Annotated in this window: 23 protein-coding genes; 19 read left to right on the top strand and 4 right to left on the bottom strand. The window is 73.5% G+C overall.

Annotation, left to right across the window (positions count from 1 at the left end; genetic code table 11):
* Positions 1-34 precede the first annotated feature (34 nt).
* The 7 genes from OG417_RS38265 to OG417_RS38295 are packed head-to-tail and all read left to right on the top strand — an operon-like array spanning position 35 to position 7555.
* A complete protein-coding gene (locus OG417_RS38265) occupies positions 35-1246 on the top strand; it encodes an NAD(P)/FAD-dependent oxidoreductase (RefSeq protein ID WP_329239733.1) in 1212 nt (403 codons plus the stop codon).
* Positions 1243-1545, top strand: a complete 303-nt coding sequence (locus OG417_RS38270) for a 2Fe-2S iron-sulfur cluster-binding protein (RefSeq protein WP_329239735.1) — start codon at positions 1243-1245, stop codon at positions 1543-1545. Before OG417_RS38265 ends, OG417_RS38270 begins: the two co-directional genes overlap by 4 nt.
* Positions 1542-2936: an NAD(P)/FAD-dependent oxidoreductase gene (locus OG417_RS38275; protein ID WP_329239736.1), complete on the top strand. Its 1395-nt coding sequence runs from the start codon at positions 1542-1544 to the stop codon at positions 2934-2936. The genes OG417_RS38270 and OG417_RS38275 overlap by 4 nt, the downstream gene beginning before the upstream one ends.
* On the top strand, positions 2933-4375 hold the full coding sequence (locus tag OG417_RS38280; RefSeq protein WP_329239738.1) for an aldehyde dehydrogenase family protein: 1443 nt from the start codon (positions 2933-2935) through the stop codon (positions 4373-4375). Before OG417_RS38275 ends, OG417_RS38280 begins: the two co-directional genes overlap by 4 nt.
* A gap of 44 nt (positions 4376-4419) precedes the next feature.
* Positions 4420-5322, top strand: a complete 903-nt coding sequence (gene dapA / locus OG417_RS38285) for a 4-hydroxy-tetrahydrodipicolinate synthase (protein ID WP_329239740.1) — start codon at positions 4420-4422, stop codon at positions 5320-5322.
* Positions 5323-5351: 29 nt separating this feature from the next.
* Positions 5352-6119 (top strand): 4-hydroxy-tetrahydrodipicolinate reductase, encoded by a 768-nt coding sequence (locus OG417_RS38290; RefSeq protein ID WP_329239742.1) that lies wholly within the window; start codon positions 5352-5354, stop codon positions 6117-6119.
* Positions 6116-7555 (top strand): sodium:solute symporter family protein, encoded by a 1440-nt coding sequence (locus OG417_RS38295; RefSeq protein WP_329239744.1) that lies wholly within the window; start codon positions 6116-6118, stop codon positions 7553-7555. Before OG417_RS38290 ends, OG417_RS38295 begins: the two co-directional genes overlap by 4 nt.
* A 162-nt stretch (positions 7556-7717) precedes the next feature.
* On the opposite strand, the gene OG417_RS38300 is transcribed toward OG417_RS38295, so the two are convergent.
* The gene (locus OG417_RS38300; RefSeq protein ID WP_329239746.1) at positions 7718-8443 is read right to left on the bottom strand and encodes a GIDE domain-containing protein; all 726 of its coding nucleotides are present in this window, start codon (positions 8441-8443) and stop codon (positions 7718-7720) included.
* Positions 8444-8556: 113 nt separating this feature from the next.
* Positions 8557-8745, bottom strand: a complete 189-nt coding sequence (locus OG417_RS38305; RefSeq protein WP_329239748.1) for a hypothetical protein — start codon at positions 8743-8745, stop codon at positions 8557-8559.
* A 196-nt stretch (positions 8746-8941) separates the two neighbouring features.
* Between OG417_RS38305 and OG417_RS38310 the strand changes: the two genes are divergently transcribed.
* The 3 genes from OG417_RS38310 to OG417_RS38320 are packed head-to-tail and all read left to right on the top strand — an operon-like array spanning position 8942 to position 11328.
* Positions 8942-9859 (top strand): N-acetylglucosamine kinase, encoded by a 918-nt coding sequence (locus tag OG417_RS38310; RefSeq protein WP_329239750.1) that lies wholly within the window; start codon positions 8942-8944, stop codon positions 9857-9859.
* A 13-nt stretch (positions 9860-9872) separates the two neighbouring features.
* Complete coding sequence (locus OG417_RS38315; RefSeq protein ID WP_329239752.1) at positions 9873-10589, top strand: N-acetylmannosamine-6-phosphate 2-epimerase; 717 nt, start codon at positions 9873-9875, stop codon at positions 10587-10589.
* 46 nt (positions 10590-10635) lie between these two features.
* The gene (locus tag OG417_RS38320) at positions 10636-11328 is read left to right on the top strand and encodes a GntR family transcriptional regulator (protein WP_329239754.1); all 693 of its coding nucleotides are present in this window, start codon (positions 10636-10638) and stop codon (positions 11326-11328) included.
* Positions 11329-11347: 19 nt separating this feature from the next.
* On the opposite strand, the gene OG417_RS38325 is transcribed toward OG417_RS38320, so the two are convergent.
* Together OG417_RS38325 and OG417_RS38330 are read right to left on the bottom strand one after the other, a co-directional pair.
* Complete coding sequence (locus tag OG417_RS38325; RefSeq protein ID WP_329239756.1) at positions 11348-12157, bottom strand: IclR family transcriptional regulator; 810 nt, start codon at positions 12155-12157, stop codon at positions 11348-11350.
* A gap of 60 nt (positions 12158-12217) precedes the next feature.
* Complete coding sequence (locus OG417_RS38330) at positions 12218-13396, bottom strand: M20 family metallopeptidase (RefSeq protein ID WP_329239759.1); 1179 nt, start codon at positions 13394-13396, stop codon at positions 12218-12220.
* A gap of 179 nt (positions 13397-13575) precedes the next feature.
* Between OG417_RS38330 and OG417_RS38335 the strand changes: the two genes are divergently transcribed.
* The 9 genes from OG417_RS38335 (at position 13576) to OG417_RS38375 (ending at position 24790) form a co-directional block, all read left to right on the top strand.
* Positions 13576-14646, top strand: a complete 1071-nt coding sequence (locus OG417_RS38335) for a sugar ABC transporter substrate-binding protein (protein WP_329239761.1) — start codon at positions 13576-13578, stop codon at positions 14644-14646.
* Positions 14647-14666: 20 nt separating this feature from the next.
* Complete coding sequence (locus OG417_RS38340; RefSeq protein WP_329239762.1) at positions 14667-17150, top strand: ATP-binding cassette domain-containing protein; 2484 nt, start codon at positions 14667-14669, stop codon at positions 17148-17150.
* A 49-nt stretch (positions 17151-17199) separates the two neighbouring features.
* A complete protein-coding gene (locus tag OG417_RS38345) occupies positions 17200-18219 on the top strand; it encodes a Gfo/Idh/MocA family protein (protein WP_329239764.1) in 1020 nt (339 codons plus the stop codon).
* Positions 18216-19307: an aminotransferase class V-fold PLP-dependent enzyme gene (locus OG417_RS38350; protein ID WP_329239766.1), complete on the top strand. Its 1092-nt coding sequence runs from the start codon at positions 18216-18218 to the stop codon at positions 19305-19307. The genes OG417_RS38345 and OG417_RS38350 overlap by 4 nt, the downstream gene beginning before the upstream one ends.
* Before the next feature lie 13 nt (positions 19308-19320).
* The gene (locus tag OG417_RS38355) at positions 19321-20781 is read left to right on the top strand and encodes an aldehyde dehydrogenase family protein (protein ID WP_329239768.1); all 1461 of its coding nucleotides are present in this window, start codon (positions 19321-19323) and stop codon (positions 20779-20781) included.
* On the top strand, positions 20782-21777 hold the full coding sequence (locus OG417_RS38360; protein WP_329239770.1) for an ABC transporter permease: 996 nt from the start codon (positions 20782-20784) through the stop codon (positions 21775-21777).
* Positions 21774-22511, top strand: a complete 738-nt coding sequence (locus OG417_RS38365; protein ID WP_329239771.1) for a creatininase family protein — start codon at positions 21774-21776, stop codon at positions 22509-22511. The genes OG417_RS38360 and OG417_RS38365 overlap by 4 nt, the downstream gene beginning before the upstream one ends.
* A 99-nt stretch (positions 22512-22610) precedes the next feature.
* Complete coding sequence (locus tag OG417_RS38370) at positions 22611-23753, top strand: pyridoxal-phosphate dependent enzyme (protein ID WP_329239773.1); 1143 nt, start codon at positions 22611-22613, stop codon at positions 23751-23753.
* Entirely contained in the window at positions 23747-24790 is a 1044-nt protein-coding gene (locus tag OG417_RS38375; RefSeq protein WP_329239775.1) for a Gfo/Idh/MocA family protein, read from the top strand. The genes OG417_RS38370 and OG417_RS38375 overlap by 7 nt, the downstream gene beginning before the upstream one ends.
* Positions 24791-24821 lie beyond the last annotated feature (31 nt).

The following is a 24821-nucleotide window of genomic DNA, read 5'->3' on the forward strand; positions in this document are numbered from 1 at the left end:
ACCTTCTTCCCCAATATCAAGCGAAGAAGGGGCCATGACCAGCCTTTCCAGTCAGCCGGCGCTCGCCGGCGCCGACGTCGCGGTGCTGGGCGGTGGGATCGTCGGTGCCGCGGTGGCGCAGGAGCTGAGCAGACGCGGCACCGACGTCATCCTGGTCGAGGCGGCCGGTCCGGGGACGGGCAGCTCCGGCCGCTGCGACGGCAACGTCCTGGTGCAGACCAAACACGACGAGCTCACCGTGCGGCTCACCGAGCACAGCATCGGGACCTACCGGCGCTGGGCCGCGGAACTCGCCATGGACATCCGGTTCGAGCAGCGCGGCAGCCTCGTCTTCTTCACCGATCCCGCTCAGGCCGCACAGGCGCCGGGCCGGGTCGAGTGGCTGAGGGGAGCCGGGGTTCGCGCGGAGTACATCGGAGCGGACGAGATCCGGCGCCGCGAGCCGGGTCTCCGCGGCGATCCGGCCGGAGCCATCGACTGCCACGATGACGCGTCGGTGTACCCGCCGGCCGTGGTCGCCGGACTCGTCGAGGACGCCCGGAAGCACGGTTGCCGGGTGCTCACCGGGGTTCGGGCGCGGCGCCTGATCATCGGGCGGGGCGGCCGGGTGCGCGGTGTCGAGACCGACGACGGCGTCATCACCGCGCCGTTCGTGGTCAACGCGATGGGCGTGTGGTCGCCCCGGCTCGACACCTCCGGACATGTGCCGTTGCCGGTCCGGCCGCGCCAAGGGGTGCTCGTCGTGACCGAGGAGGCGCCGGGACTGGTCCGGCGCACCGTGACCGAAGCCGTCTACATGACGAACCGGGCCAGCGCCGGGCAGGGCGCGGACGCCACGATCGCCTTCGTCGCCGAGCCGACCTGGCGGGGCAACGTCCTGCTCGGCAGCAGCCGGCGGTTCTGCGGCCACGACGTGAGCGTCGACGACGAGATCCTCACGGCGATCGTCACCCGCGCCGCGCGTTTCCTGCCGGAGCTGAGGAAGCTGCGGGTGATCCGGTCGTTCGCGGGGCTGCGGCCCTGGACACCGGACAACAAGCCCATCATCGGCGCGGCCTCCGGCCTGCCCGGATACGTCCTCGCGACCGGGCACGAGGGCGAGGGCGTCGGCCTGGCGCCCGTGACCGCGGAACTCGTCGCGGCCGCCGTCCTGGAGGCGCCGGTCTCCGGCCCGCTGAGCGAGGCGCTCACGGCGTTCAGTCCCGATCGGCTGCTCGACCGCGACCAGTACGAGGAGGTCTCATGACACGGCGACGCGCCCGGCACACACGGGAACCCCGCCCGGCGCCGACCGTGGCCGTGGTGGTGGACGGCGTACGGACCGAGGTTCCCGCGGCCGTGTCGGTCGCCGCCGCGCTCACCGTCTGCGGCCGGACCGCGTTCCGGGAGAGCCGGCCGAGCGGAGAGCCCAGGGGCGTCTTCTGCGGCATGGGCGCCTGCCACGAATGCGCCGTGACGATCGACGGAGTCCGCGGGGTCCGCGCCTGTATCACTCCCGTCGCGGCCGGCATGCGCGTCGACACCGGCCGTGGAGCGTCCCGATGAACGGCGGGGCCGGAACCTGGTCTGGCGACGTGCTCGTGGTCGGGGCCGGGCCGGCCGGGCTCGCGGTGGCGGCCGAATGCGCGCGGCGCGGCCTGACCGTGCTGCTGGTCGACGAGAACCAGCGGCCGGGCGGGCAGATCACCCGCCGGCGTTTCCTCGACCGGCCCTCAGGCTCCGGACCAGACGTGGAGCCGTCGGTGCCCGAGGGCGTGAGTTTCCGGTCCGGGACGGTCTGCCACGGGTTCCGCGACGGCCGGCAGGCCGTCCTGACCAGCGGCCACGAGCTGTGGCGCACGCGGACCCGCGCGGTCGTCATCGCCACCGGCGCCGCCGAGAAGGTCCTCCCGGTGCCCGGCTGGACGCTTCCCGGCGTCATGACGGCCGGCGCCGCGCAGACGTTCCTCAAGGGCAGCGGCTTCCTTCCGTACCGCCGGGTCCTCGTGGCCGGCAGCGGCCCGCTCCTGCTCGCGGTGGCGAGCCAGTTGATCTCCGCGGGCGTTCGCGTCGTCGGCGTGGCCGAGGCGACGCGTCCCGGAGCGCGCCAGTGGCGGGACGCGCTCCGTACGCTGGCCGCGCCGGGGCTGCTGGCGCAGGGAGCCGGATACACCGTACGGCTGGCCCGCGCCGGCGTTCGCGTCCGCACCGGAACCGGGATCGCGCGGATCGAGGGAGACGGCCGGGTCACCGGGGCCCGGCTCCGGCGGCTTCGCCGCGACTGGTCGTTCGCCGGCACACCGGAGGAGCACGTCGCCTGCGACGCGGTCCTGCTCAGCCACGGTTTCTCCTCCGCCGCGGACCTGGCCGCCCAGGGTGGGGCCGACATCGAATGGGACGCCCAGCGCCAGACCTGGCGTCCGGTGCGCGACGTCGGCTTCCGGACGAGCGTCCCGTGGATCCGCGCCGTCGGCGACTGTGCCGGCGTGGGCGGCGCACAGCGGGCCGAGCTCGAAGGCCGGCTCGCCGGGATGCTGCTGGCCGCCGAGCTGACCGGGCGGCCCGCCGGGTCCGGGCGGATCCGGAGCCTGCGGCGACGACTCGACCGGCTGGAGACGTTCCGGCGCGGGATGGACCGGTTGTTCCGGCCCGGCCTCGGAGCGGCGTCCTGGCCGGAGCCGGAGACCCAGGTGTGCCGTTGCCAGGAGTCGACCAGAGCCGAGGTCGACCGCGCGATGGACAACGGAGTCGCCGACCTGCACGCGCTGAAGCTGTGGACCCGCGCGGGCATGGGGCCTTGCCAGGGCCGGATCTGCGCCCCCGTGCTCAGCACGCTGCTCGCCGCGCGCGGGCACGAGCCGGCCCGGCTCCCCCCGCCGTCCATCCGTTACCCCGTGCGGCCTCTGCCGATCGCGGCCCTCTGCCGCTCCGCCGCCCCTGAGGGAGGACAACGATGACGACCTTCGGCCTGCTGATCGACGGTGCCGAGACCGAAGCCGCCGACGGGCGGCGATTCACCAGCCACGACCCGGCGACGGGCGCGGTGACCGGCGAGTTCGCCCGTGCCGGGGCCGCCGACGTGAACGCCGCGGTGACGGCCGCCGGGCGCGCCTACGAGCGGACGTGGCGGCACACCTCCGCGACCGAGCGCGGCCGCCTGCTGCAGGACGTCGCGCGCCGGATCCAGGACGCGGCCGGGCGACTGGCCGTGGAGGAGGCCCGCGACTGCGGCAAGGCCTTGTCCCAGACGCGTTACGACGTCGGCCTGGCCGCGCGCTACTTCGAGTTCTTCGGTGGCGCCGCCGCGGCGCTGCACGGCGAGCAGCTCCCGCTCGGCCGGGACGTCATCGACTTCACCGTCCGGGAGCCGCACGGGGTCTGCGGGCAGATCAACGCCTGGAACTTCCCGCTGAACATGGCGGCCCGGAGTCTCGCCGCGGCGCTCGCGGCGGGCAACACCGCCGTCCTGAAGACGCCGGAGCTCGCACCGTACACGACCGCCCTGCTCGGGCGGATCCTCACCGACGCGGGAGTACCCGCGGGCGTGGTGAACATCGTGCACGGCCTCGGCGAGGAGGCCGGCGCGGCGCTCAGCGGCCATCCGGACGTCGGCCTGCTGACGTTCACCGGTTCGGTCGGCACCGGCCGTACGGTGGCGGCGGCGGCCGCGGCGACCATCACGCCGTGCGTGCTCGAACTGGGCGGCAAGTCGCCGACCGTGGTGTTCCCCGACGCCGACCTCGAGGAGGTCGCCGGCCGGCTCGCCCGCGGGTTCGTCGAGGCGGCCGGGCAGAGCTGCGATCTGCCGTCGCTGGCCGTGGTGCACTCCGACGTCCACGAGGAGTTCGTCCACCGGCTGGTCGCCCACGTACGGAAGTTCACCGTCGGACCGGGCGTCGAGGATCCCGACCTCGGCCCGCTCATCAGCGCGAGGCAGCGAGAGCGGGTGGAGGGGCACATCGCCGGCGCGGTCCGGGAGGGCGCGACGGTCGCGGTGGGCGGTGGCCGGCCCCGCGATCCGCGGCTCGGCGACGGCTGGTACGTCGAGCCGACCGTCCTGACCGGTGTCACCCCTGACATGGCCGTCGCCACGGAAGAGATCTTCGGCCCGGTGCTCAGCGTGGTGCCGTTCGGCACCGAGGAGGAGGCCGTGGCGATCGCGAACGGCACCGGGTACGGCCTGGCGGCGTTCGTGTGGACGCGTGACCTCGGGCGCGGCATCCGCATGACGAAGGAGATCCTGGCCGGCCAGGTCTACGTCAACTGCTTCGGCTCCGGCGACCCCGTGATGACGCCGTTCGGCGGTTTCAACAAGAGCGGTTACGGGCGGGAGAAGGGCTTCGAGGCGCTCCGGACCTACACACGGGTCAAGAACGTGTGCATCTCCACGCACTGAGCCTCTTCCCGTCCACGACACACCGACGTAAGGAAAGGAGTTCGATGGCAACACAGCACTTCGGCCGCATCATCACCGCGATGGTGACACCGTTCACGTCGCAGGGCGCCGTGGACCTCGACCGCACGCGCGAACTGGCGGCGTGGCTGACCGCCGACGGCCGCAATGACGGCCTGGTCGTGGGCGGCACCACGGGAGAGTCGGCCACCACCTCGGACCGGGAGAAGGCGGAGGTCCTGCGGGCCGTCATCGACGCGGTGCCTCCCGGCGTGCGGGTGACCGCCGGCGTCGGAACCAGCGACACCGGCCACAGCATCGCCCTCGCCCGCGCGGCGGAGGCCGCCGGCGCGCACGGACTGCTGGTGGTCACGCCCTACTACTCCAAACCCTCACAGGCCGGCGTGGTGGCGCACTTCCGGGCGATCGCCGACAGCACCGCCCTGCCGGTCATGCTGTACGACATCCCCGGCCGCACCGGCATCGCGCTGGAGCCCGCCACACTCGTCGAGCTCGCCGAACACGAGCGGATCATCGCGGTCAAGGACGCCAAGTCGGATCTGGAGTCCAGTTCGTGGGTGATGCGGGAGACCGCGCTGGCGTACTACTCCGGCGAGGACGCCATGAACCTGCCGCTGGCCACGGTCGGTGCCGTCGGCGTCGTCAGCGTGATCGGCCACTTCGTCGCCGATCGCCTGCGCCGGATGCTGGACGCCCAGCGGGACGGTGATCCGGACACGGCACTGGCCGAGCACCGGGCCCTGCTGCCGGTCTCCCGCGCCGTCTTCCGCGCCCAGGCGGCCGTCACGGTCAAGGCGGCGCTGGGGGCGCTGGGCCATCCGGTCGGCCCCGTACGACCGCCCCTCATCGAGCTGACTCCCAGTGAACGTAACCTGATCCTCGGTGAACTCGCCCAGGCCAACGCCATTCCGGAGGTGGCGCCGGTATGACGGAGACAGGGAAGACGAGGAGAACGGCCGTGGGTGTGATCGGTGCCGGCGGCCGCATGGGCCGGGCCGTCTGCGCGGCCGTACGAGACTCCCACGACCTCGAACTGGCCGCCACGGTCGGCCGGGGCGACTCCCTCGACCGGCTCGAAGGCGTCGACGTCGCGGTCGACTTCAGCCTGCCCGACGTCGTCCTGGACCATGTCGAGTGGACCCTGGCGCACGGGATCCACACCATCGTCGGCACCAGCGGAGTCGGCTCCGGCGAACACGAGCGCATCGCGCGGTGGTGCGAGGCGGCACCCGGCGTCGGGGCGCACGTCGTCCCCAACTTCAGCATCGCCGCGGTGATGGCGATGAAGCTGGCCACCGACGCCGTGTGCTTCTTCCAGGACGTCGAGATCGTGGAGTACGCCGGGCGGCACAAGGCCGACGCTCCCGCCGGCACGGCGGCGCAGCTCGCCGGGTCGCTGCGGGCGGCGCGGGACGCCGCGTCCCTCCCCACGGACACGCCGTCGTTCCCGCAGGACACGGCGACCACCCGCGGCCGTCTGGTCGACGGGATCCCGGTCCACTCGCTGCGGATGGCCGGGATCCTCTCCCGCCAGGACGTGCTCCTCACGCGCGACCACGAGCTGCTGACCATTCACTTCGAGTCGCTGGACCGCGCGGCGTTCATGCCCGGAGTCCTGCTGGCGATCCGCGAGATCGCCTCCCGTCCCGGCCTCACGGTGGGACTCGAGCGCCTGCTGGACGCCGTGGTGCCGTCCCGGCCGGACGGCGGGAGGCGACTCCGGTGATCGAGGCGGCGGCCTGGGTCATCACCGTGGCCTTCAGCGTCTTCGCCGTCGGCATCGGCTGGACCGCCCGTCGCAAGGCCGGGGCGAGCTTCACCAGCTACGCGATCGCCGGTACGAGCCTGCCTCTCGTGGTCATCGCCTTCACCGACCTTTCGACGATCATGGGGGCCGGCAACTTCATCGGAGAGGCCGAACAGGGCCATCAGGTCGGTTACAGCCAGCTCGCCTTCGTGGTCGGCGAGCAGGGGGCGAAGGTGGCCTTCGCCCTGCTGTTCGCCGGTTTCGCCGGGCGGTTCGCCTACCGGTCGCTGGCCGAGATGATGCACGACCTGATGCTGCGGGACAACGTCTCGCGGATGATCACCGCAGTGCTCACCCTCGGCTTGATGATCTCCTGGATCGGCGGCCAGGGGCTCGGGATGGGGCTGCTGTTCCACGAGTTCACCGGGGCGGACCCGACACTGATCATCTTCCTCTTCACGGCCATCTTCATCGCCTATTCCGCGCTCGGCGGCATGCACGCCGTGGCCAGAGTGGAGTTCGTCCTCGGCATCCTCATCATCGTCATCGGGATCGTCTACTACGTCGCGGCCTTCAAGCTGGTCGACTTCAGCCCGGCTCACCTGAACGCCCGTCTCGACCGGGCGGGACTGTCCGAGCTCACGGAGTTCCACTTCGACCTCAAGACGCTGACGCTGTTCCTGACCGGTCTGCTCGGCGTGCTGGGAGCGCAGTCGTACTGGCAGCGTTGCTTCGCCGCGAAGGACGGGCGCTCGGCACGCCGGGGCATGCTCGTGGCCGGGACCGTCGCCACGCTCTTCGTCTGCGGCACCGTCCTGGTCGGGCTGGTGGCCCGCGCGTTGAATCCGGGCGGGCCCGGCGATGAGGCGATGCCGTGGCTGATGGCCAACCGCGTGCCCATGGTGATCACCATCGTGGTCTTCGCCCTGGTGCTCATCGCGGCCAACGGCGCGGCCGCGGCGAACCTCAACGCCGCGACCGTCATCATCGTGAACGACCTGTTCACCGTCGTCCGCCCGGGAATGACCGACCGGAGCATGGTCCGGGCCGGCCGCCTGCTGACGGTCGTCATCGGCGCCGGGGGCGCGCTGGCCGCGATGTACGCGTCCTCGATCATCGGCCTGTTCGCCCAGGCGTACACATTGCTGGCCTGCAGCGTCGTCCCCGTCCTCGCGCTGGGACTGCTCTGGCGGCGTGACCGCTCGCGTCCGTTCACGACGGGAGAGCGCAACTGCCGGATCACGCCCTGGGGTGCCCGGGCCGGGCTGGTCTGCGGCTCGGTGACCGGGCAGCTCACCGGCCTCTACATCGGTTTCGCGGCGGCCGTCGTGGCCACCGTCGTCATCTCCCTGGTGACCAGGGATCGATCCGAGGAGCCGGCCGCCGATATGGCGGTCCAGGCGATCGACTCCTGAACGACCGGCGCGGCCCGGCCCTGAGTCAACGGGGCCGGGCCGCCTCAGGTCCGGTCGCGCCGGCCACCCGATCGGCTCGGCGGCGACCCGGCGGCGGCGGTGGGAGGCGTCGGCGACGGCCGGCGAGGCGCCCTCGCCCGACGGCGCGGACGGGCGGCGCGTTCACCCGTGGAGTGCCTTGATCGCCAGCCAGACCAGGCTGCCCGCGATGACGACGCCACCGCCGATGTAGCCGACGTACATCTCGATGCGGAGGCGCCTGGACAGCTGCTCCTCGCTGATGGCCGAGATGATGAACGGCGAGCCGTCCGGCCTGCGCATGGTGAGCTGCCGATCCTGTACGCCCGCCGCGCCCAGCACGTACATCGGCTGTCCGGGTGGAACGATCCACTCCTGGTAGCGGTGGCCCTTGACGTTGCTGAAGTTGACGCGGAGGTTCAGCCCGAACAGGTTGACGTTCTGCCCGGCGGGTTCGTAGCGCTCCACCGACTGAGAGGCGCCGTCGAGTGAGGCGCCCTCGTGCAGTACGAGGATCTGGCCGGTGCCGTCCTGAACGCCGAACGGCACCGGGCAGGTGTCGTCGTGCACGGTCCTCTCCCGGGTGGTCGTGTGCCGCCTGCCGTCGCGGTACTCGTGATGCTCGTAGCGGACCGTGACCTTCGCGCGGTACCACACGCACTCGTGGCCGGAGAAGGGCGCGCGGACCGCTCCGCGCGGCCCGGGCGTCGCCGCTCCCTTGACCTCGCAGGTGACCGGCTGCGCGCCGGCGGCGATCTCGGCGCAGGTCAGCGTCGGCGTCGCGTCCATCACGTCACGCTTGCGCTGCCGGAAGAACCCCCAGCCGAGGAGGCCGAGGCCGATGACGAAGACAACAACGGGGGCGATCACTACATCCTCCGGGCCGGGTGCCTACAGGGACCTGTCTCAGCTGCCACCGGTCGACAGCGATCCTGGGATTATGGCGTTTCGCCCCGACTGTTCGCTTACGGCCGCCGGCCCGATCAGGGAATGCGGGGGTCGGTGACGCGATGGCCGTCCCGCAGAGGACCGACACGGTCCGGGACGGCGACGGCGGCGAGCCGCGCGGAGTCGGGCAGCGCCTTGGCCAGCCGGTCGGCCGGTTCGGGGTCGTGGTCCGTCAGCTCGCGCAGCAGCCACTTGCCGGCTGCGCGAACACGGCGAAGCACCACGGTGGCAGCACGGACGGGAAAGCCGCCGCGCATCGCCCCGGCGAATGCCGGGCCGGTCGTGAGGCGTGCCTCGCCGAGCTTTCAGCGGCGATGTCAGGTCGTACCTATATCCCGCAGGTCTGGACCTGCTGTACGCTGAGCCGCCGTCGGCCGTTCGGCCGGCGGCATGCGGCAGCGTCGTCGAGAGGGAGCTCCGATGCAGATCTACCTGCTGGTCGACGTCGGCCAGACAGGTACGCGAGTGCGGATCACGCAGGGCCCGGGCGGTCACGTCGACGACGCGGTCGCCGGCGTACGGGCCGCGGAGGACCCGGAGCGTCACCTGGCCCGTGTCGTCACCGACGCGCTCCGCCGGCACGGGTCGCCGGTGGACCAGGTCGCCGCCGGGCTCAGCGGCCTGCAGGGGACGCGGGGTCATCCCCGGGCGCTGCTCGATGAGTGGTCGGCGTTCGGGCCGCGGCGGGTGGTGCTCGCCGACGACGCGGTGACCGCGTACCTCGCCGCCATCGGTGACCGTCCAGGGGTCGTCGTCTCCGTGGGCACCGGCGTCGTGGCGCTCGCCACCGGCGCGCGCGGCGGCTGGGCGCGCGTCGACGGCTGGGGCCCGCTGCTCGGCGACAGCGGCGGCGCGTACTGGATCGGGCGGGCCGGCCTCGAATCCGCGCTGCGCGCGTTCGACGGGCGCGGCGCCGCGGCGGCCCTGCTGGAGACCGCCACCGAGGCCTTCGGCGACCCCGCGCTGCTCGCCGGGACGCTGCAACGCGACCCCGACCGGGTCGCGAAAATCGCCGGGTTCGCCCGGCAGGTCCTCGCACTCGCCGAGCGCGGCGATCCGGACGCCGGGCGGATCACCGCCGACGCCGCCGGCCACCTCGCCGGCGCGGTGGTCACGGCCGCGACGCGCGCCGGCTGCGACGGTGAGACGGTCACGGCCTCCTGGTCGGGCTCGGTACTGGCCGCAAGCCCGGCGCTCCTCACGGCGTTCGAGTCCGCGCTCGACCCGCGCTGCCGCCTCGTCCCCCCGGCCGCGTCGCCGCTCGACGGCGCGCGGCTCCTCATCGACCTGCCGGCCGCACACCCGCTGACCGCGCTGACCTCGGAGGCGTCCCTATGAAAGGCAACTCCGCATGAAAGAAAACATCGTCGGCACGGCGCTCGGCGCCATCGAGTCGGGGCTGGTGGTGTCGTGCCAGGCCGCCGAGGGCAACCCGTTGCGCGGACCGCGCTTCATGGCCGCCATGGCGCAGGCCGCCGCGGCGGCGGGCGCGATCGGGATACGGGCGGAGGGCGCCGACGACATCGCCGCCGTCAGGGCGGCCACCGGGCTGCCGGTGATCGGCATCCGCAAGACCGGACCCGCGGGGAGCGACGGCGTCTACATCACACCGACGTACGCGGACGCGGAGTCGGTCGTCGCCGCCGGCGCCGCGATCGTCGCGACCGACGGCACGGCGCGGCCACGACCGGACGGCGGCGACCTGGCCACGCTCATCGCGCAGGTGCACGACCGCCTCGGCGTCCCCGTCATGGCCGACGTCGACAGCGTGGAGGCGGGCCGGTACGCCTGCGAGTGCGGGGCGGACCTGCTGGCGTCGACGCTTTCGGGCTACACCGGGCCGGGCCCCGTCCCGGACGGGCCCGACATCGAGCTGGTGGCAGCGCTCGTCCGCGCCACCCCGCTGCCCGTCGTGGCCGAGGGCCGGATCAGTGCTCCCGAGGAGGCACGCGCGGCCTTCGCGGCCGGCGCCCACGCCGTCGTCGTCGGCACGGCGATCACGAATCCGATGGAGATCACCCGCCGTTTCACGACCGCGCTCGGCACGTCGCGGCGGGAGAAGGAATGAGGGCGTACCGGCACGGCCGCGCACGCGAGCATCGCGCGGGGACGACGTGATCAAGCACCTTCAGGTACGGGAACGGCTCCTGGCCCGGATCCAGGACATGAACCCGGACGACGTGCTTCCCCAGGAGCGCGAACTGGCGGAGACGTTCGGGGTCAGCCGCACCACCGTCCGGCAGGCGCTGCAGTCGCTCATCGAAGAGGGCCGCGTCTACTCGGTGCGCGGCCGGGGCACGTTCGTCTCACGGGGGCGGGTCTCCAAGGGGCTGACCCTGACGTCCTTCAGCGACGACATGCGCGCCCGCGACCTCGAGCCGGGCTCGCGCCTGCTGACCGCCGAGCGGCGGGCCGCCGACCCCGAGCTCGCGCGCACGCTGGAGATCGAGCCCGGTGATCCGGTCTACTACGTCGAGCGGCTGCGGCTCGCCGACGGCTTCCCCATGTGCTTCGAGCGCGTGCACCTCCCGGCCGCGCCGTTTCCGCGGCTGCTGGACCAGAACCTCCAGGGCTCGCTCTACGGGTTGCTCGCCGCGCGCTACCGTACGGTGCTCGCCGGCGCCGAACAGCGCATCACCGCGACGACGCTGGGCCGCCGCCACGCCGACCTGCTGGGCGTGCCCGCCCGCTCCCCCGCCCTCCACGTGCGCCGGCGCGGCATCGACGCCCGCGGACGGGTCGTCGAGCTCGCCCGGTCGCTGTACCGGGCCGACCGGTACGACTTCGAGATGACCATCCACCGCTGAGGCGCGGGCGGGCGACGGCTCAGGACCTCGCCGACGCGACGCGCGGGGAGTATCCGAGGCGACTGGACAGCTCCCGCGCGGCCTCGGCGGTGGCGCGGCCGAGGTCGGCCAGGCCGTCCCGGCCGACGCGGTGTTCGGGGCCTGCCACGGACAGCGCCGCGACGGGCCAGCCGCGGTAGTCCATGACGGGGGCGCCGACGCCGCGGATGCCGGGTTCGTTCTCGACGTCGTCGATGCTGAAGCCGCGCTCGCGACAGCGCACCAGCTCCTCGAGGAACTCCTCGACGGAGGTGATGGTGTTGTCCGTACGGCGCCGCAGGCCGTTCTTCAGCACGCGTTCGACCACGGACTCCGGCGACCAGGCGAGGATGGCCCGGCCGAGCGCGCTGGTGACCGCGGGGTTGCTCCGGCCGATGCCGGAATGCATCCGCACCGGGTGCGGGCTGTCGATCTTCTCCACGTACACCACGCGGTCCTCGTCCAGGACGCCCAGCGCGCAGGTCTCGCCGGTATCCGCGGTGAGGCGCTTCATGAGGTCGCGGGCCTCCGCGCGGATCTCGACCGATTCGAGGTAGGCGGCGCCCAGTTCGAGGCAGTGCCGGCCGATGCGCCAGCGCCCGGCGTCGCCGGCGCGGACGACGTTGAGGTCCGCGAGGACGCTCAGCAGGCGGTGCGTCGTGGCCTCGGGCAGCGCGGCGGCCTCGGCCAGCTCGGCGAGGGTGCGGCCCTCGGCGCCGCGCCCTTCGGCGTTGTCGGCCAGGATGTCCAGCAGGGCGAACGCCCGGACGAGATTGCGCGCCTGTACCGATTTGGGTTCGTCCTGAGTCATGCCCGCTCCGCGTGTGTGCCGTCCGACGGTCTCATTCTGCTGGCTTCGTCCTGGACACGGTCACGTTCCTTCGAGGTAGACGCGGGCGAGCCGTTCGTACAGCGCTTCGGCCTGCGCCAGCTGGCTCACGCCGACGCATTCGTTGGGGCCGTGGGCGACCGACAGCCAGCCGGGCCCCAGCGCGGTGATCGCCGGGACTCCGCCGATGTCGGTGAAGTGGGTCGCGTCGGTGCCGCCGGGGTACGCGCCGAGCGGAAGCTCGCGCCCGAGCACGTCGGCGCAGGCCGCCTGCGCGGCGGCGACGACCGGATGGTCCGCGGCGATCTCGCTCGGGTCCATCCAGCCGAGCGAGCCCTCGGCGTACCGGATCGTCCAGTCGACGTCGGCGGGCAGCGCGGCCGTCAGCAGGTCGCGCAGGTCGCCGTCGAGCCGGTCGCGGTCCATGCCCGGCACCAGGCGGATGTCGGTCGCCACGGTCGCGTCGCCGGGGTGCACGCCGTAGAACACGCCTCCCGACACGCGGACCGCCGGGTTGACGGTGGGCTCGCAGGGGATGGACGACGGGCGCGCGACCGCCGGCCGGAAGCCGGCGAGGGCGGTCGTGGCGCGGGCCGCGGCGACGGTCGCGCTGGTGGGAAGCCGTTCGGACAGGCCGCTGTGGCCCTGGCGCCCGCGGATGACGACCTCGAAGCAGCAGATGCCGCGGGAGATCACGTACAGCGCCTCCCACGGGTCGCGCACGCCGGACGGCTCGCCGATGACGATGGCGTCCGCCTCGACCAGGCCGGCCCGGGACAGCGCCTTCGCGCCGTGGTCGCTGCCCGCCTCCTCGTCGGCCGTGAGGATCAGTGACAGGCGTCCGCGCCGCGCCGTCCTCGACCAGGACTCCGCGGCGCGCAGCATCGCCGCGACCGCGCCCTTCATGTCCGAGGCGCCGAGCCCGTACGCCAGGTCGCCGTCGACCACCAGCTCCAGCGGCGGGGTGCGCCACTCGCCGTACGCGTCGCCGATCGGTTTCGTGTCGAGGTGCCCGGACAGCGCGAGGTGCGGGCCGTCGCCGGCGTCGATGGTGATGAGCACGTTGCACCGGCCGGGTGCCGTCTCGATCACCTTCGCCGGCAGCCCCCGCTCCCTCGCGTAGCCGGCCACGAAGCCGGCCAGGCGCTTCTCCCCGACACCGGGATTCTGCGAATCGATCGCCACGAGCTCGGCGGTCAGATCCAGCACCGGTGGTCCCATCCAGGCTCCTCGCTCTCCTTATGAACCGTCGATATCAAGTCTTGACACACTCTTCCATTTCCTGTCTAGTCTCTGGAATCAACTTTCAAAAACGCGTTCCCGCCGTGAAGACCGATCGCTGAGGAGTCGCAATGGGGCGTGACATGCGTGGATGGTTGCGAAGGCGATGGCGGGCGGCCGTGACGGTTCCGCTGGTCGCCGGACTGGCCGGTCTCGGCTCGGCGTGCTCGATGACGCCGCCCGGCGGCGCGAAGGCCGCCGTCTCCGGCGCCCGGTCGGGCGGCGGGAAGGGCAGACCGGTGATCGGCGTCTCGGCGATCGACCTGACGTCGTCGTTCTTCGTCGGCATGCGCACCGCCGGTGACCAGGCGGCCCACGACTACGGCGTCACCGCCACCTGGCAGAGCGCCGAGGGAAGCGTCGAGAAACAGGTCTCGACGATCCAGAACTTCATCAACCAGCGCGTCAGCGCGATCCTGATCGACCCGCTGGACAAGAACGCGCTGCGCCCGGTGATCGCGCGTGCCACCCGCGCCGGCATCCCGGTCGTCACGATGGGCAACAAGGTCCAGGCCGACGGAAACTACAGCACCCTCTACCGCGACGCCGACAACATGTCGATGGTCGCCCGCGCCATCGGCGCCGACCTCGGCGGGCACGGCGAGGTCGCGCTGCTGGTCGGCGCGCGCGGCAACTACGTGTCCGACACGCGGGAGAAGGCCTTCCGCCAGACGCTCGCCCACGACTATCCCGGCGTACGGCTGGTGTCGGTGCAGCCCACGGCGTTCGACGCGCGCAAGGCGTCCAACACCACGGTCACCTGGATGACCACGCACCCGAAGCTCGACGCGGTGGCCTGCATCAGCGACCCGCTGTGCCTCGCCGCCAAGTCGACCGCCGTGTCACTGAGCCGCCCGGGGCTGCGGATCGCCGGGCACGACGGCGAACCCGACATGTACCCACTGCTGAAGAACGGCTCGATGGTCATCGACGTGCTGACCGGCGCCGAACGGGTCGGGTACTGGAACGTGGCGGTCGGCGCGCGCCTGGCCAAGAAGGCGAGCCTTCCGCACGACCTGTACCTGCCGTCGTACTTCATCACCACGGACGCGACCGCGGCCCGGCTGAAGAGCCGCGGGCTGTCGTTCCCCTATGTCACGCCCCCACGCGCCGAGCAGCTCGGCAAGGACTACAAGAACGAGTTCGGTCCGCGGCGACCCGACTCGGCGATGACCGTCGCGAAGCCGTAGCACACGGTAGGAGACCGCCCATGTCCGCGATCTGGCGGCGAAGCCCGCTGTTCATCCTCGTCATCGTCACCGTCGTCGTCTTCGGTGCGCTGCGGCCCGGCTTCCTCAGCGTCACCGGCTTCCTCGACATCGGCCAGCAGATCGCCGTCACGGCGATCGTGGCCTTCGCCATGACCGCCGTGATCATCGCGCGGGGCATCGACATCTCCGTCGGGTCGACGCTCTCGGTGTCGGGCGTGACCGGCGCGCTGCTGCTGAACGCCGGGCTGCCCGCGCCGCTGGCGATCGCGTCGTGCGTGCTCGCCGGTGCGCTGATCGGTGCGCTGAACGGCGTGCTCATCGGCGTGCTGCGGGTCAGCCCGCTCATCGCCACGCTCGGGACCATGGCCCTGGGCAGCGGCGCCGCGCTCGCGCTGTCCGGCGCGTCGTCCATCACGATCGACAGCGTCACCATGCTCATGCCGGGCGGCAGCTACGTCGGGCCGGTGCCGAGCTCACTGATCACCGCCGTGGTGCTCATGCTCGCCTGGGCGTTCGTGCTGCGGCACACGCTGTACGGCCGGTGGATCTACGCGGTCGGCGGCAACATCGAGGCGGCCCGCGCCTCGCTGGTCCCGGCGCGGTCGGTGCAACTGTCGACGTTCGTGCTGGCCGGGGCGTCGGCCGGCTTCGGCTCCGTGCTCATGATGGGCCGGGTCGGCTCCGCACAGCCGCTGGCCGGGCAGGGCCTGGAGTTCGCGGCGATCACCGCGGCCGTCGTCGGCGGGGCCAAGCTGTCCGGCGGCTCGGGATCGGTCGGCGATACGATGCTCGGCGCGATCTTCGTCGGCATCGTGAACTCCGGCCTGTCCTTCATGCAGGTCCCGCAGCAGACCATGTACGTCATCAGCGGTGTCCTGGTGATCGCGGCCGTGCTGCTCACCCAGCGCCATGAGCTCGCCGGCCTGCTCGCGCGGGCCCGGCGCGCCACCGGCGGGTCGTCGCGCGGTCCGCGCGCCGCGGGGGGCGGCCGGCGCCGGCTCGAGCTGGCCGGCGTGGGCAAGCGGTTCCCCGGCGTACGGGCCCTGCACGACGTGTCGTTCTCCATCTCCTCCGGAGAGGTGGTGGCGCTCGTCGGGGAGAACGGGGCGGGCAAGTCCACCCTGGTCAAGGCGCTCGCCGGGGCGCACGAACCGGACGAGGGCCGACTGCTGCTCGACGGCGAGCCGGTGCGGCTGCGGTCCGCGGAGGAGTCCCGCGCCGCCGGGGTGAGCGTGATCCACCAGCACTTCAGCCTCGTCCCCGACCTGTCCGTCGTGGAGAACCTCTTCCTCGGCCGCGAGCCGACCCGGCTCGGGGTCCTGCGGCGGCGCTGGATGCGGGAGGAGGCGAGGCGCGTCCTGCGGGAGCTGCGCCTGGACGTCGACCTCGACGCGCCCGTCGCCGGGCTGCCCGTCGGAGAACGGCAGCTCGTCGAGGTCGCCAAGGCGATGCTCGACGACGCCTGGCTGGTGATCATGGACGAGCCGACGTCCGCGCTGACCAACCGGGAACGCGAGCGCCTGTACGAGCTGGTGCGCACGCTGCGCGAACAGGACGTGGCCATCCTCTACATCTCCCACCGCATGGAGGAGGTGTTCCAGCTCGCCGAGCGCGCGGTCGTCCTGCGCGACGGCGCCTTCGTCGGCGAGGCCGACCTGGGCGAGGTCGACGAGTCCGCGCTGATCGCGATGATGGTGGGCCGCCAGGTCGACGCGGTGTTCCCGCACCGGCGGACCACGGCGGGCGGCACGCTGCTGGAGATCGAGGGGGTCACCGACGGCGGGCGGCTGCGCGAGGCGTCGCTCGTCGTACGCGCCGGCGAGATCGTCGGCCTGGCCGGGCTGATGGGCTCCGGCCGCAGCGAGGTGCTGCGATGCGCGGTCGGGCTGGCTCGCCGGGCCGGTGGCCGGGTGCGCATGGACGGTGCCGACCTGCCGTCCGGCGACCTCACGGCGGCCACCCGCAGCGGCGTGGCGTACGTCCCGGAGGACCGGCTGCGGGAGGGCATCGTGCCGGCCATGTCGGTGCGCGACAACATCGCGCTGGCCTGGCTCCGCCGGAGCAGCCGGTACGGCCTCGTGCCGCGCGGCGCCGCCGGGATCGTCGCCGACGCGATCGAACGCCTCGCCATCCGGCCGCCGAACCCGGAGCGGGCCACCGGCGTGCTGTCCGGCGGCAACCAGCAGAAGGTCGTGCTCGCGCGCTGGCTGGCCACGGCACCCCGGGTGCTGCTGCTCGACGAACCGACCAACGGCGTGGACGTCGGCGCCAAGGCGGAGATCCACGCGCTGATCGCGGAGCTGAAGGAACAGGGCGTCGGCGTGCTGCTCGTCTCCAGCGAACTGCCCGAACTGCTCGGCGTGGCCGACCGCGTCTACGTCATGCACGCCGGCCGCGTGGCCGGTGAGCTGCCGCGCGGCGCCTCGGAGGAGGACGTGATGGAGCTGGCGTTCGGACACGCCGTTCCGGCGGCGTCCGGCTGAGCCGTCCGGACATCGATTCACCCGATTCCCGACCAGGAGGGAAACCCACGTGACCATCAAGATCGCCGTCGTCGGCGCCGGATTCATGGGCATGCTGCACGCGCGGACCGTCGCGGAGTCGGCCGAGGCCACGCTCGCCGCCATCGTCGACCGGGACCCCACCGCGGGCGGCCGCGGCGCCGCCGAGCTCGGCACCCGGCACATCGCCGAGGTCGACGACGCGCTGAACGAGGACATCGACGCGTTCATCGTGGCCGTACCGGACCGCGCGCACGTCGCGCCGGCGAGCACGATCCTGCGCGCCGGCCGCCCGGTGCTGCTGGAGAAGCCGATGGCCGACACGATCGAGGGCGCGCGGGCCATCGCCGAGGCCGCCACCGCCGGGAACACCAGCGTCGTGGTCGGGCAGATCCTCCGCTTCGACCCCCGGTACGCGGGTGCCGCCGCCGCGGTGGCGGCCGGCGACATCGGCGAGCCGCTGCACGTCACGGCGGGGCGGATCGCGGCGCGCGACATCGGGCTGCGGATGGCCGGGAGCAGCTCGGTGCTGTTCTACCTCGGCGTGCACGACGTGGACGCGATGCAGTGGGTCACCGGCAAGCGCATCACCCGCGTGTACTCCCGCGCGGTGTCCAAGCTGATGCCCGCGAACGGCGTCCGCTCCGAGGACGCGATCTTCACGGTCGCCGAGCTGCAGGACGGCACGATCGGCGAGCTGTTCAACGGCTGGACCCGCCGCTCGGACGACCCGGTGGGCATCGACGGGCGCCTCGAGGTGATGGGCACCGAGGGCACCGTCACCGTCGACGTCCGCGACCACGGTCTGCGCGTGTACGGCGCGGGCGGCCTGGCCACGCCGGACGGCCTCCACTGGCCGGAGGTCGCCGGGCGGATCCGCGGCGACCTGGCCGCCGAGGTGCGGGCGTTCGTCGCGACGGTCCGCGACAACGCCGACTTCCCGGTGCCGACCGTCGCGGCCATGCGCAACGTCGCGGTCAACGACGCGATCCTGCGGTCGGTGGACAGCGGCAGGCCGGAGGACGTGGAGAGCGTCGAGGAACCGGCGTGATCCACCCTGACGTCCGGCGGCGCTTCCCCGGGCTGGAGGACCGCGCCTACCTGGACACGGCGACGAAGGCGGTGCCGCCCGCGGAGGCGCTGGCCGCGCTGCGCGCGGAGGTCGACGCGTGGGCGGCGGGCACGGCCGACCACGGGCGGTGGGAGGCGGCGGCCGAGCGGGCGCGCGACCTGGTCGCGCTGCTGCTCGGGCGGGAGCCGCACGACGTGGCGCTCGTGTCCTCCCACGTGGCGGCGGCGTCGACCATCGCGAGGGCGTGGCCGGACGCGTCCGTCGTCGTCCCGGAGGCGGAGTTCCGCTCCAACCTGCTGCCGTGGCTGAGCGGGCGCGAACGCGTCCGGCTGGTCCCCTCACCGGCGACGACCGACGCGCTCTGCGCGGCGGTCGACGGCGGGACCGACCTGGTCGCGGTGTCCAGCGTGCAGTCCGCCGACGGGCTGCGGGTGGACCTGCCCCGCCTCGTCGCGCACGCGCACTCACGCGGCGCGCTGGTGTACGTGGACGCCAGCCAGTCGCTCGGCGCGGACGCCACACTGGCGCGCTGCGGCGCGGACTTCATCGCCGCGGTGGCCTACAAGTGGCTGCTCGGGGCACGCGGCGCCGCGTTCCTCGCCGTACGGCCCGAGCACCAGGGCCGGTTCACCCCGGTCCTCACCGGCCCGGAGTCCTCCCGCGACATCGCCGACGGGGTCAAGTACGGCGCCGGCTACCGGCTGTGGGACGACGCCCGGCGGTTCGACCAGCCGCGTGCGTGGCTGTCGTGGATCGCCACCGCGGCGAGCCTGGAGCTGCTCACCGGCTATCGCCCGGCCGACCTGGACGGCCACGCGACCGCCCTGGCCGCCCGGTTCCGCGACGGCGCGGACGAGCTGGGCATGACCCCGGCACCGCGCGACGTGCCGTCGGCGATCACCGCCGTCGCGTGCGCCGACCCTCCCGCCGCCGTCGCCCGCCTCCGCGCGGCCGGCGTCCACGCCGCCGCCCGTGAGGGCGCGCTCCGCTTCGCCTTCCACCTCTACAACACCGACGACGACGTCGACCGCGCCCTGGCCGCACTCCGCACAGACGGCCCGAACTGACCAGGAGATCCCCATGCCCGCAGCCCCGTTCCCGATGTACGTCGACGGCGCCGCGCACGTGCCGGACCGGCCGGCCCGCGAGGTGCGCAGTCCCGGCGACGGCACGGTGGCCGGCCGCGTCCTCCTCGGCACCCCGGACGACGTGGACCGCGCCGTGACCGCCGCCCGCGCCGCCGCCCCCGCCTGGCGGCACACCTCCGTCTTCGACCGTGCCGGCCTGTGCCGCCGCCTGGCCGACGCGGTCGTCGCCCGCAAGGACGAGCTGGCCACGCTGCTGACGGCCGAGCACGGCAAGCCGTTCCACAGCGAGGCGCGCGGCGAGGTCGACGCGGTGGCCACCGCGTTCCGCGACGCGGCCGACCAGGTCGTGTCGCTGCGCGCGGAGTCGATCGCGGTCCGCGACCCAGCCAAGCGCGTCCTCATCCAGCGCCGCCCGCGCGGCGTCTACTCGGTGATCACGCCGTGGAACTTCCCCATCGCCGTCGCCGCCATCTACTACCTGGCCCCCGGCATCGCGTCCGGCAACACACTGGTGTGGACGCCCGCACCCAGCGTGTCCGGCGTCGCGTCCCTGCTCACCGGCGTCCTGCACGACGCCGGCCTGCCGTCCGGCGTGCTGAACCTGGTCACCGGCGAGGGCCCGGTGGTGGGGAACGCGGCCATCCGGCACCCCGGGGTGAACGCCGTCGGCTTCACCGGCTCCACCGCCACCGGCCACGCCATCGCGCAGGCGGGCGCGGGCAAGCCCGTCCAGCTCGAACTCGGCGGCAACGGCCCGACCATCGTGCTGGAGGACGCCGACCTCGACCTCGCCGCGGCGGCCATCGCGAGCGGCTCGTTCGGCAACGCGGGCCAGATCTGCACCTCCACCGAACGCGTGCTGGCACACGCCGGCGTGGCCGCCGACCTCGCCGAGCGGGTCGCGGCCCTCGCCGACAAGATCGTGCTCGGCGACCCGTTCGCCGCCGAGACCACCATGGGGCCGGTGCACACCGCCGAGCTGGCCGACCGCGTGTGCGCCCAGATCACCGACGCCGCGTCCCGCGGCGGACGCGTCCTCGCCGGCGGCGGGCGCCCGGACGACGCGCCGACCCCGCACTACGTGCGCCCGACCGTCGTGGACGACGTGCCGCCGGACAGCGACCTGCACGTCGCCGAGACGTTCGGCCCGGTGGCGCCCATCGTGCGCTGGAACACCCCCGACGAACTGCGCGCGCTCGTCGCCGCCAGCGGGTTCGGCCTGTCCGGGGCGGTCTTCAGCCGGGACGTCGGCCGGGCGATCACGCTCGCCGAGGACCTGCCGTGCGGCATCGTCAACCTCAACGAGGCCAGCAGCTACTGGGAGCCGAACATCCCGGCGGGCGGCACGGCGGGATCCGGCAGCGGCCACGGCCGCACCGGCGGCCCGTGGTCGATCGAGGAGATGACCGAGCAGCAGGCGATCGTCATCTCCACCGGCCCGTGGGAGGCGTAGATGAGCGAGACGAGCATCGGACGTTTCACGTCGTCTCCGCGGGCGGCCCGCGGCCTGGTCGCGTTCATGCCGCTCGCGTTGCTGCTGCTCCTCCTGGTGGTCTTCGCGGTCATCGATCCGCGCATCGCCGCGCCGGTCAACCTGCGCAACATCCTGCTCCAGTCCGCGCCGGTGGCGCTGCTGGCGCTCAGCGCCCACGTCGTGCTGCTGTCCGCGGGCATCGACCTGTCCGCCGGGTACGCCGTCGGGCTCTCGGGCGTGGTCATGGCCACGCGGATGCACGCCGGCGGCGACCTGGCGACGTCGGCGCTCCTCGGCCTCGGCGCGGTGCTCGCCGTGGGGGCGATGAACGGCGCGCTGGTCGGCTGGACGCGGCTGCCGCCGTTCATCGCGACGCTCGGCACGATGACGATCGTGCAGGGGCTGACCCTGTTCGCCGCGCCGGAGGGGCTGGTCGTGGTGAACAGCGGCGTGCTCGCGGCGATCGGCCAGGGCGCGGTGCTCGGTGTCCCGGCGCCGATCCTGGTCGTCGCGGTGGTGTCCGCGGCCCTGTGGTTCCTGATGCGCCGCACCCGGTTCGGGGTGCGCACCTACGCGTACGGCTCGGACGAGCAGGCGAGCATCCTGGCCGGGGTGCGCCGGGGCCCGCAGATGCTCGGCGTGTACCTCCTCGCCGCGGTGCTGGTCTTCCTCACCACGGTCATGGTGGTCGCCCAGGTGCCGCTCGTGCAGCCGAACCTCGGCGGGATCAGCCTGCTGCTGGACGCGGTCGCCGCCGCGGTCGTCGGCGGGACCAGCATCTTCGGCGGACGCGGCACCGTCGGCGGGGTGCTGGTCGGCGCGCTGATCATCGGCCTGCTGACCAACGCGCTCCAGGTGCTCGGCGTCGACCCGTCCGCCATCGACCTGTTCAAGGGCGTGATCATCCTCGGCGCCCTGGTCATCGACGCGGGCATGCGGGCGCTGCACCGGCGGGCGGCCGGGAGCGCGGCATGACGCACCGCTACGGCGCCCGTACGTCGGCCGACGTCGCCGGCGGCACACCTCGGGTCGTCCTGCTGCCGGTCGGCGCGACCGAGCAGCACGGCCCGCACCTTCCGCTCGCCACGGACTGGTGGCTGGCCGACGCGGTCGCGCGGGAGGCCGCCGCCCGTACGCCGGACGTGGACGTCGCGGACGCGCTGCCGTACGGGATCTCCGGGCACCACACCGGCCTGCCGGGCACGGTGACGCTGCGGTCGCGGACCTTCATCGACGTGGTCGTCGACGTGTGCGCGTCGCTGGCCGCGGGCGGGCGCGTCCCGCTGATCGTCAACGGGCACGGCGGCAACCGGGCCGCGCTGCAGGTCGCCCTGGCCGAACTGGGCGAGCACGGGCACACCGCGTGGGCCGTCTCGTACTTCGAGCTGCTGGCCGACGCCGTCGCCGCCGAGTTCCCCGACGGCCACCGGCACGTGGGCCACGCCTGCGCGCTGGAGACCTCCCTGGTCATGCACCTGTGGCCGGAGACGGTGGCGGCCGAGCGGATCCCCGCCGGGAGCACGCCGGCGTGCTGGCCCGACCCGCACCTGTACGGCGGCGACCACGTGAGCGTGTGGCGGCGGTTCGACGACATCAACCCCACCGGTGTCCTCGGCACGCCGTCCCTGGCGACCCCCGAGGCGGGCGCCCGGCTGTTCGACGCCGCCGTCACCCGCGTCGCCGAACTGATCGCCCGGATCCGCCCATGAGCGAGCGAATCATCGAACACGCGCGCCTGGTCACTCCCCCGACGAAGGAGGGCCCATGAGCGGACGATGCGTCCGAGTCGCCGAGGCGGGGGTGGGTTCGTGACCGCCTGGACGCCGGTCTGCCGGGTCTGCCGGCGCGCGAACCCCGGGACCTGGTCGCGCTGCCCGCACTGCGACGGCGTCCAGGTCCTGGACGCACCGCCTGCCGCGTCCGGAACGGCGGATCCCGCCGCCGAGGGCCTGTGGCGCCATCGCGCCGGCCTGCCCCGGGTGGGCGAGGAGATCTCGCTCGGGGAGGGCGACACGCCGCTGGTGCGCTGCCCGCGGCTGGCCGGCGTCGGCGGCGTCGCGGACCTGCTGGTGAAGAACGAGACGGCGAACCCGACCCTGTCGTTCAAGGACCGGGCCATGGCGCTGGGCGTCAGCCTCGCCCGTACCCACGACGTGCCGGGAGTCGTCGCCGCCTCCACCGGGAACACCGCGGTCGCGGCGGCCGCCTACGCCGCGCGCGCCGGGCTGCCCTGCCGGATCGTGTGCGCCGCCGACGGCCCCAAGCCGCGGCTCGCACGGTCGCTCGGCGCGGACGTCCGGCTCGTCGGCGGCGACTTCAGCGGCGCGTACGCGACGGCCGCGGAGCTGGAGGCCGACGGCTGGTTCCCGCTCACGACGACGTTCCGCAACCCGTACCTGACCGAGGCCCACCGTACGGTCGCGTTCGAGATCCACGAGCGGATCGGAACGCCCGACTGGGTGATCGTCCCGGTCGGGGCCGGGCCGCTGCTGGCCGGCATCCACCACGGGTTCCGCGCGCTCGCCGCCGCGGGCCGCGCGGACCGGACACCACGGCTGGTCGCCGTGCAGACCGAGGCCTGCGCACCGCTCGCCGCGGCCTGGGCGGGCGACGGCACGGCGGTCACGGCGGTACGGCCGGGTCCGACCGTGGCCGAGGCGATCGCCGATCCGCTGCGCGGCTACGAGGACGAGGGCCTGATCACGCTCGCGGCGGTACGCGAGTCCGGCGGCACGGTCGTCGCCGTCCCGGACGTGGAGATCGTCGAGGCGGTCCGCGCGTTCGCGCGGCTGGAGGGCCTGTCCGTCGAGCCCGCCGCCGCGGCGCCCCTCGCCGCGCTGCGCCGGCTGACGTCCGCCGGAGCCGTGGCGCCCGACGCTCGCGTGGTGCTGGTCGCGACCGGCCACGGCGCCAAGGAACCCCTGACGGTCGAGGAGGACGACGAATGGTGACCAGGGTTGCGCTCGCGGGCGCCGGCCGGTTCGGCGCGTTGCATCTGCGGGCGTTCCGTTCCCTGCCGGTCGAGGTCGTCGCGGTCTGCGATCCGGACCCGGCTCGCCTGGCGGCCGTGCGTGCGGAGTCCGGCATCGCGGCCGGCTACCCGTCGCTCGGCGAGCTGCTCGCCCACGAGCGGGTCGACCTCGTCGACATCGCCACGGACGAGGCGAGCCATGGTGACCTGGTGCTCGAGGCGGTCGAGGCCGGCCGTCACGTGTTCGTCGAGAAGCCGCTGGCCATGGACGTGGACCAGGCGATGAGCATCCAGGCGCGGGCGGCCGGGAACGGCGTGCACGTCGTGACCGGGCAGATCAGCAGATTCGGCGCGGCTTACCAGCACATTCGCGACACCCTGGACGCGGGCGAGCTGGGGGCGCCGGTCAACCTGCGGTTCCGCCGCGACTTCAGCAGGTCGTGGTTCCCCGCCTTCGGCACCCGTGTCCATCCCGTCTGGGAGTCCGGCATCCACGACATCGACCTGGCCGTCTGGTACGCGGGCGCGCCGTGCCGTACGGTCTACGCGGTCCAGCGCGGCGTCTCCGGCCTGCCGAACCCCGACACGTTCGCGGCGATCCTGACCTTCGCGAACGGTGTCGTCGCGACCGTCGAGAGCGCCTGGCTGGTGCCCGACGCCGCGCCGCAGACGCTGCGGGGCGCCCTCGAACTCGACGGAACCATCGAGGCGACGGTGGAGGTGCTCGGTGAGCGCGGCACCGCCGCGTACCGGCTCGCCCACGACGGCCTGGCGGTGCGCACCGACCGGATGACGGCCCACCCCGAGCACACGCTCTGGCCGACCGTGGCCGGGCGGATCTCCGGGGCGCTGCTCGCCGAACTCGGCTACGCCGTCGACGTCGCGCGCGGCGCCCGCGGCAACGACGTGATGCCCGTCGAGGAGGCCGTCGAGGGCGTACGGATCGCCGCCGCGATCCAGCGTTCCGCCGAGACCGGCACCCCGGTCACCCTCCGGGCCCCCGAGGAGCGACCGTGACCGAGCGTAGCGAGGGAATCAAAGACGCGCC

Source organism: Actinoallomurus sp. NBC_01490 (genome assembly GCF_036227085.1).
In the GTDB taxonomy this organism is placed as follows: domain Bacteria; phylum Actinomycetota; class Actinomycetes; order Streptosporangiales; family Streptosporangiaceae; genus Actinoallomurus; species Actinoallomurus oryzae.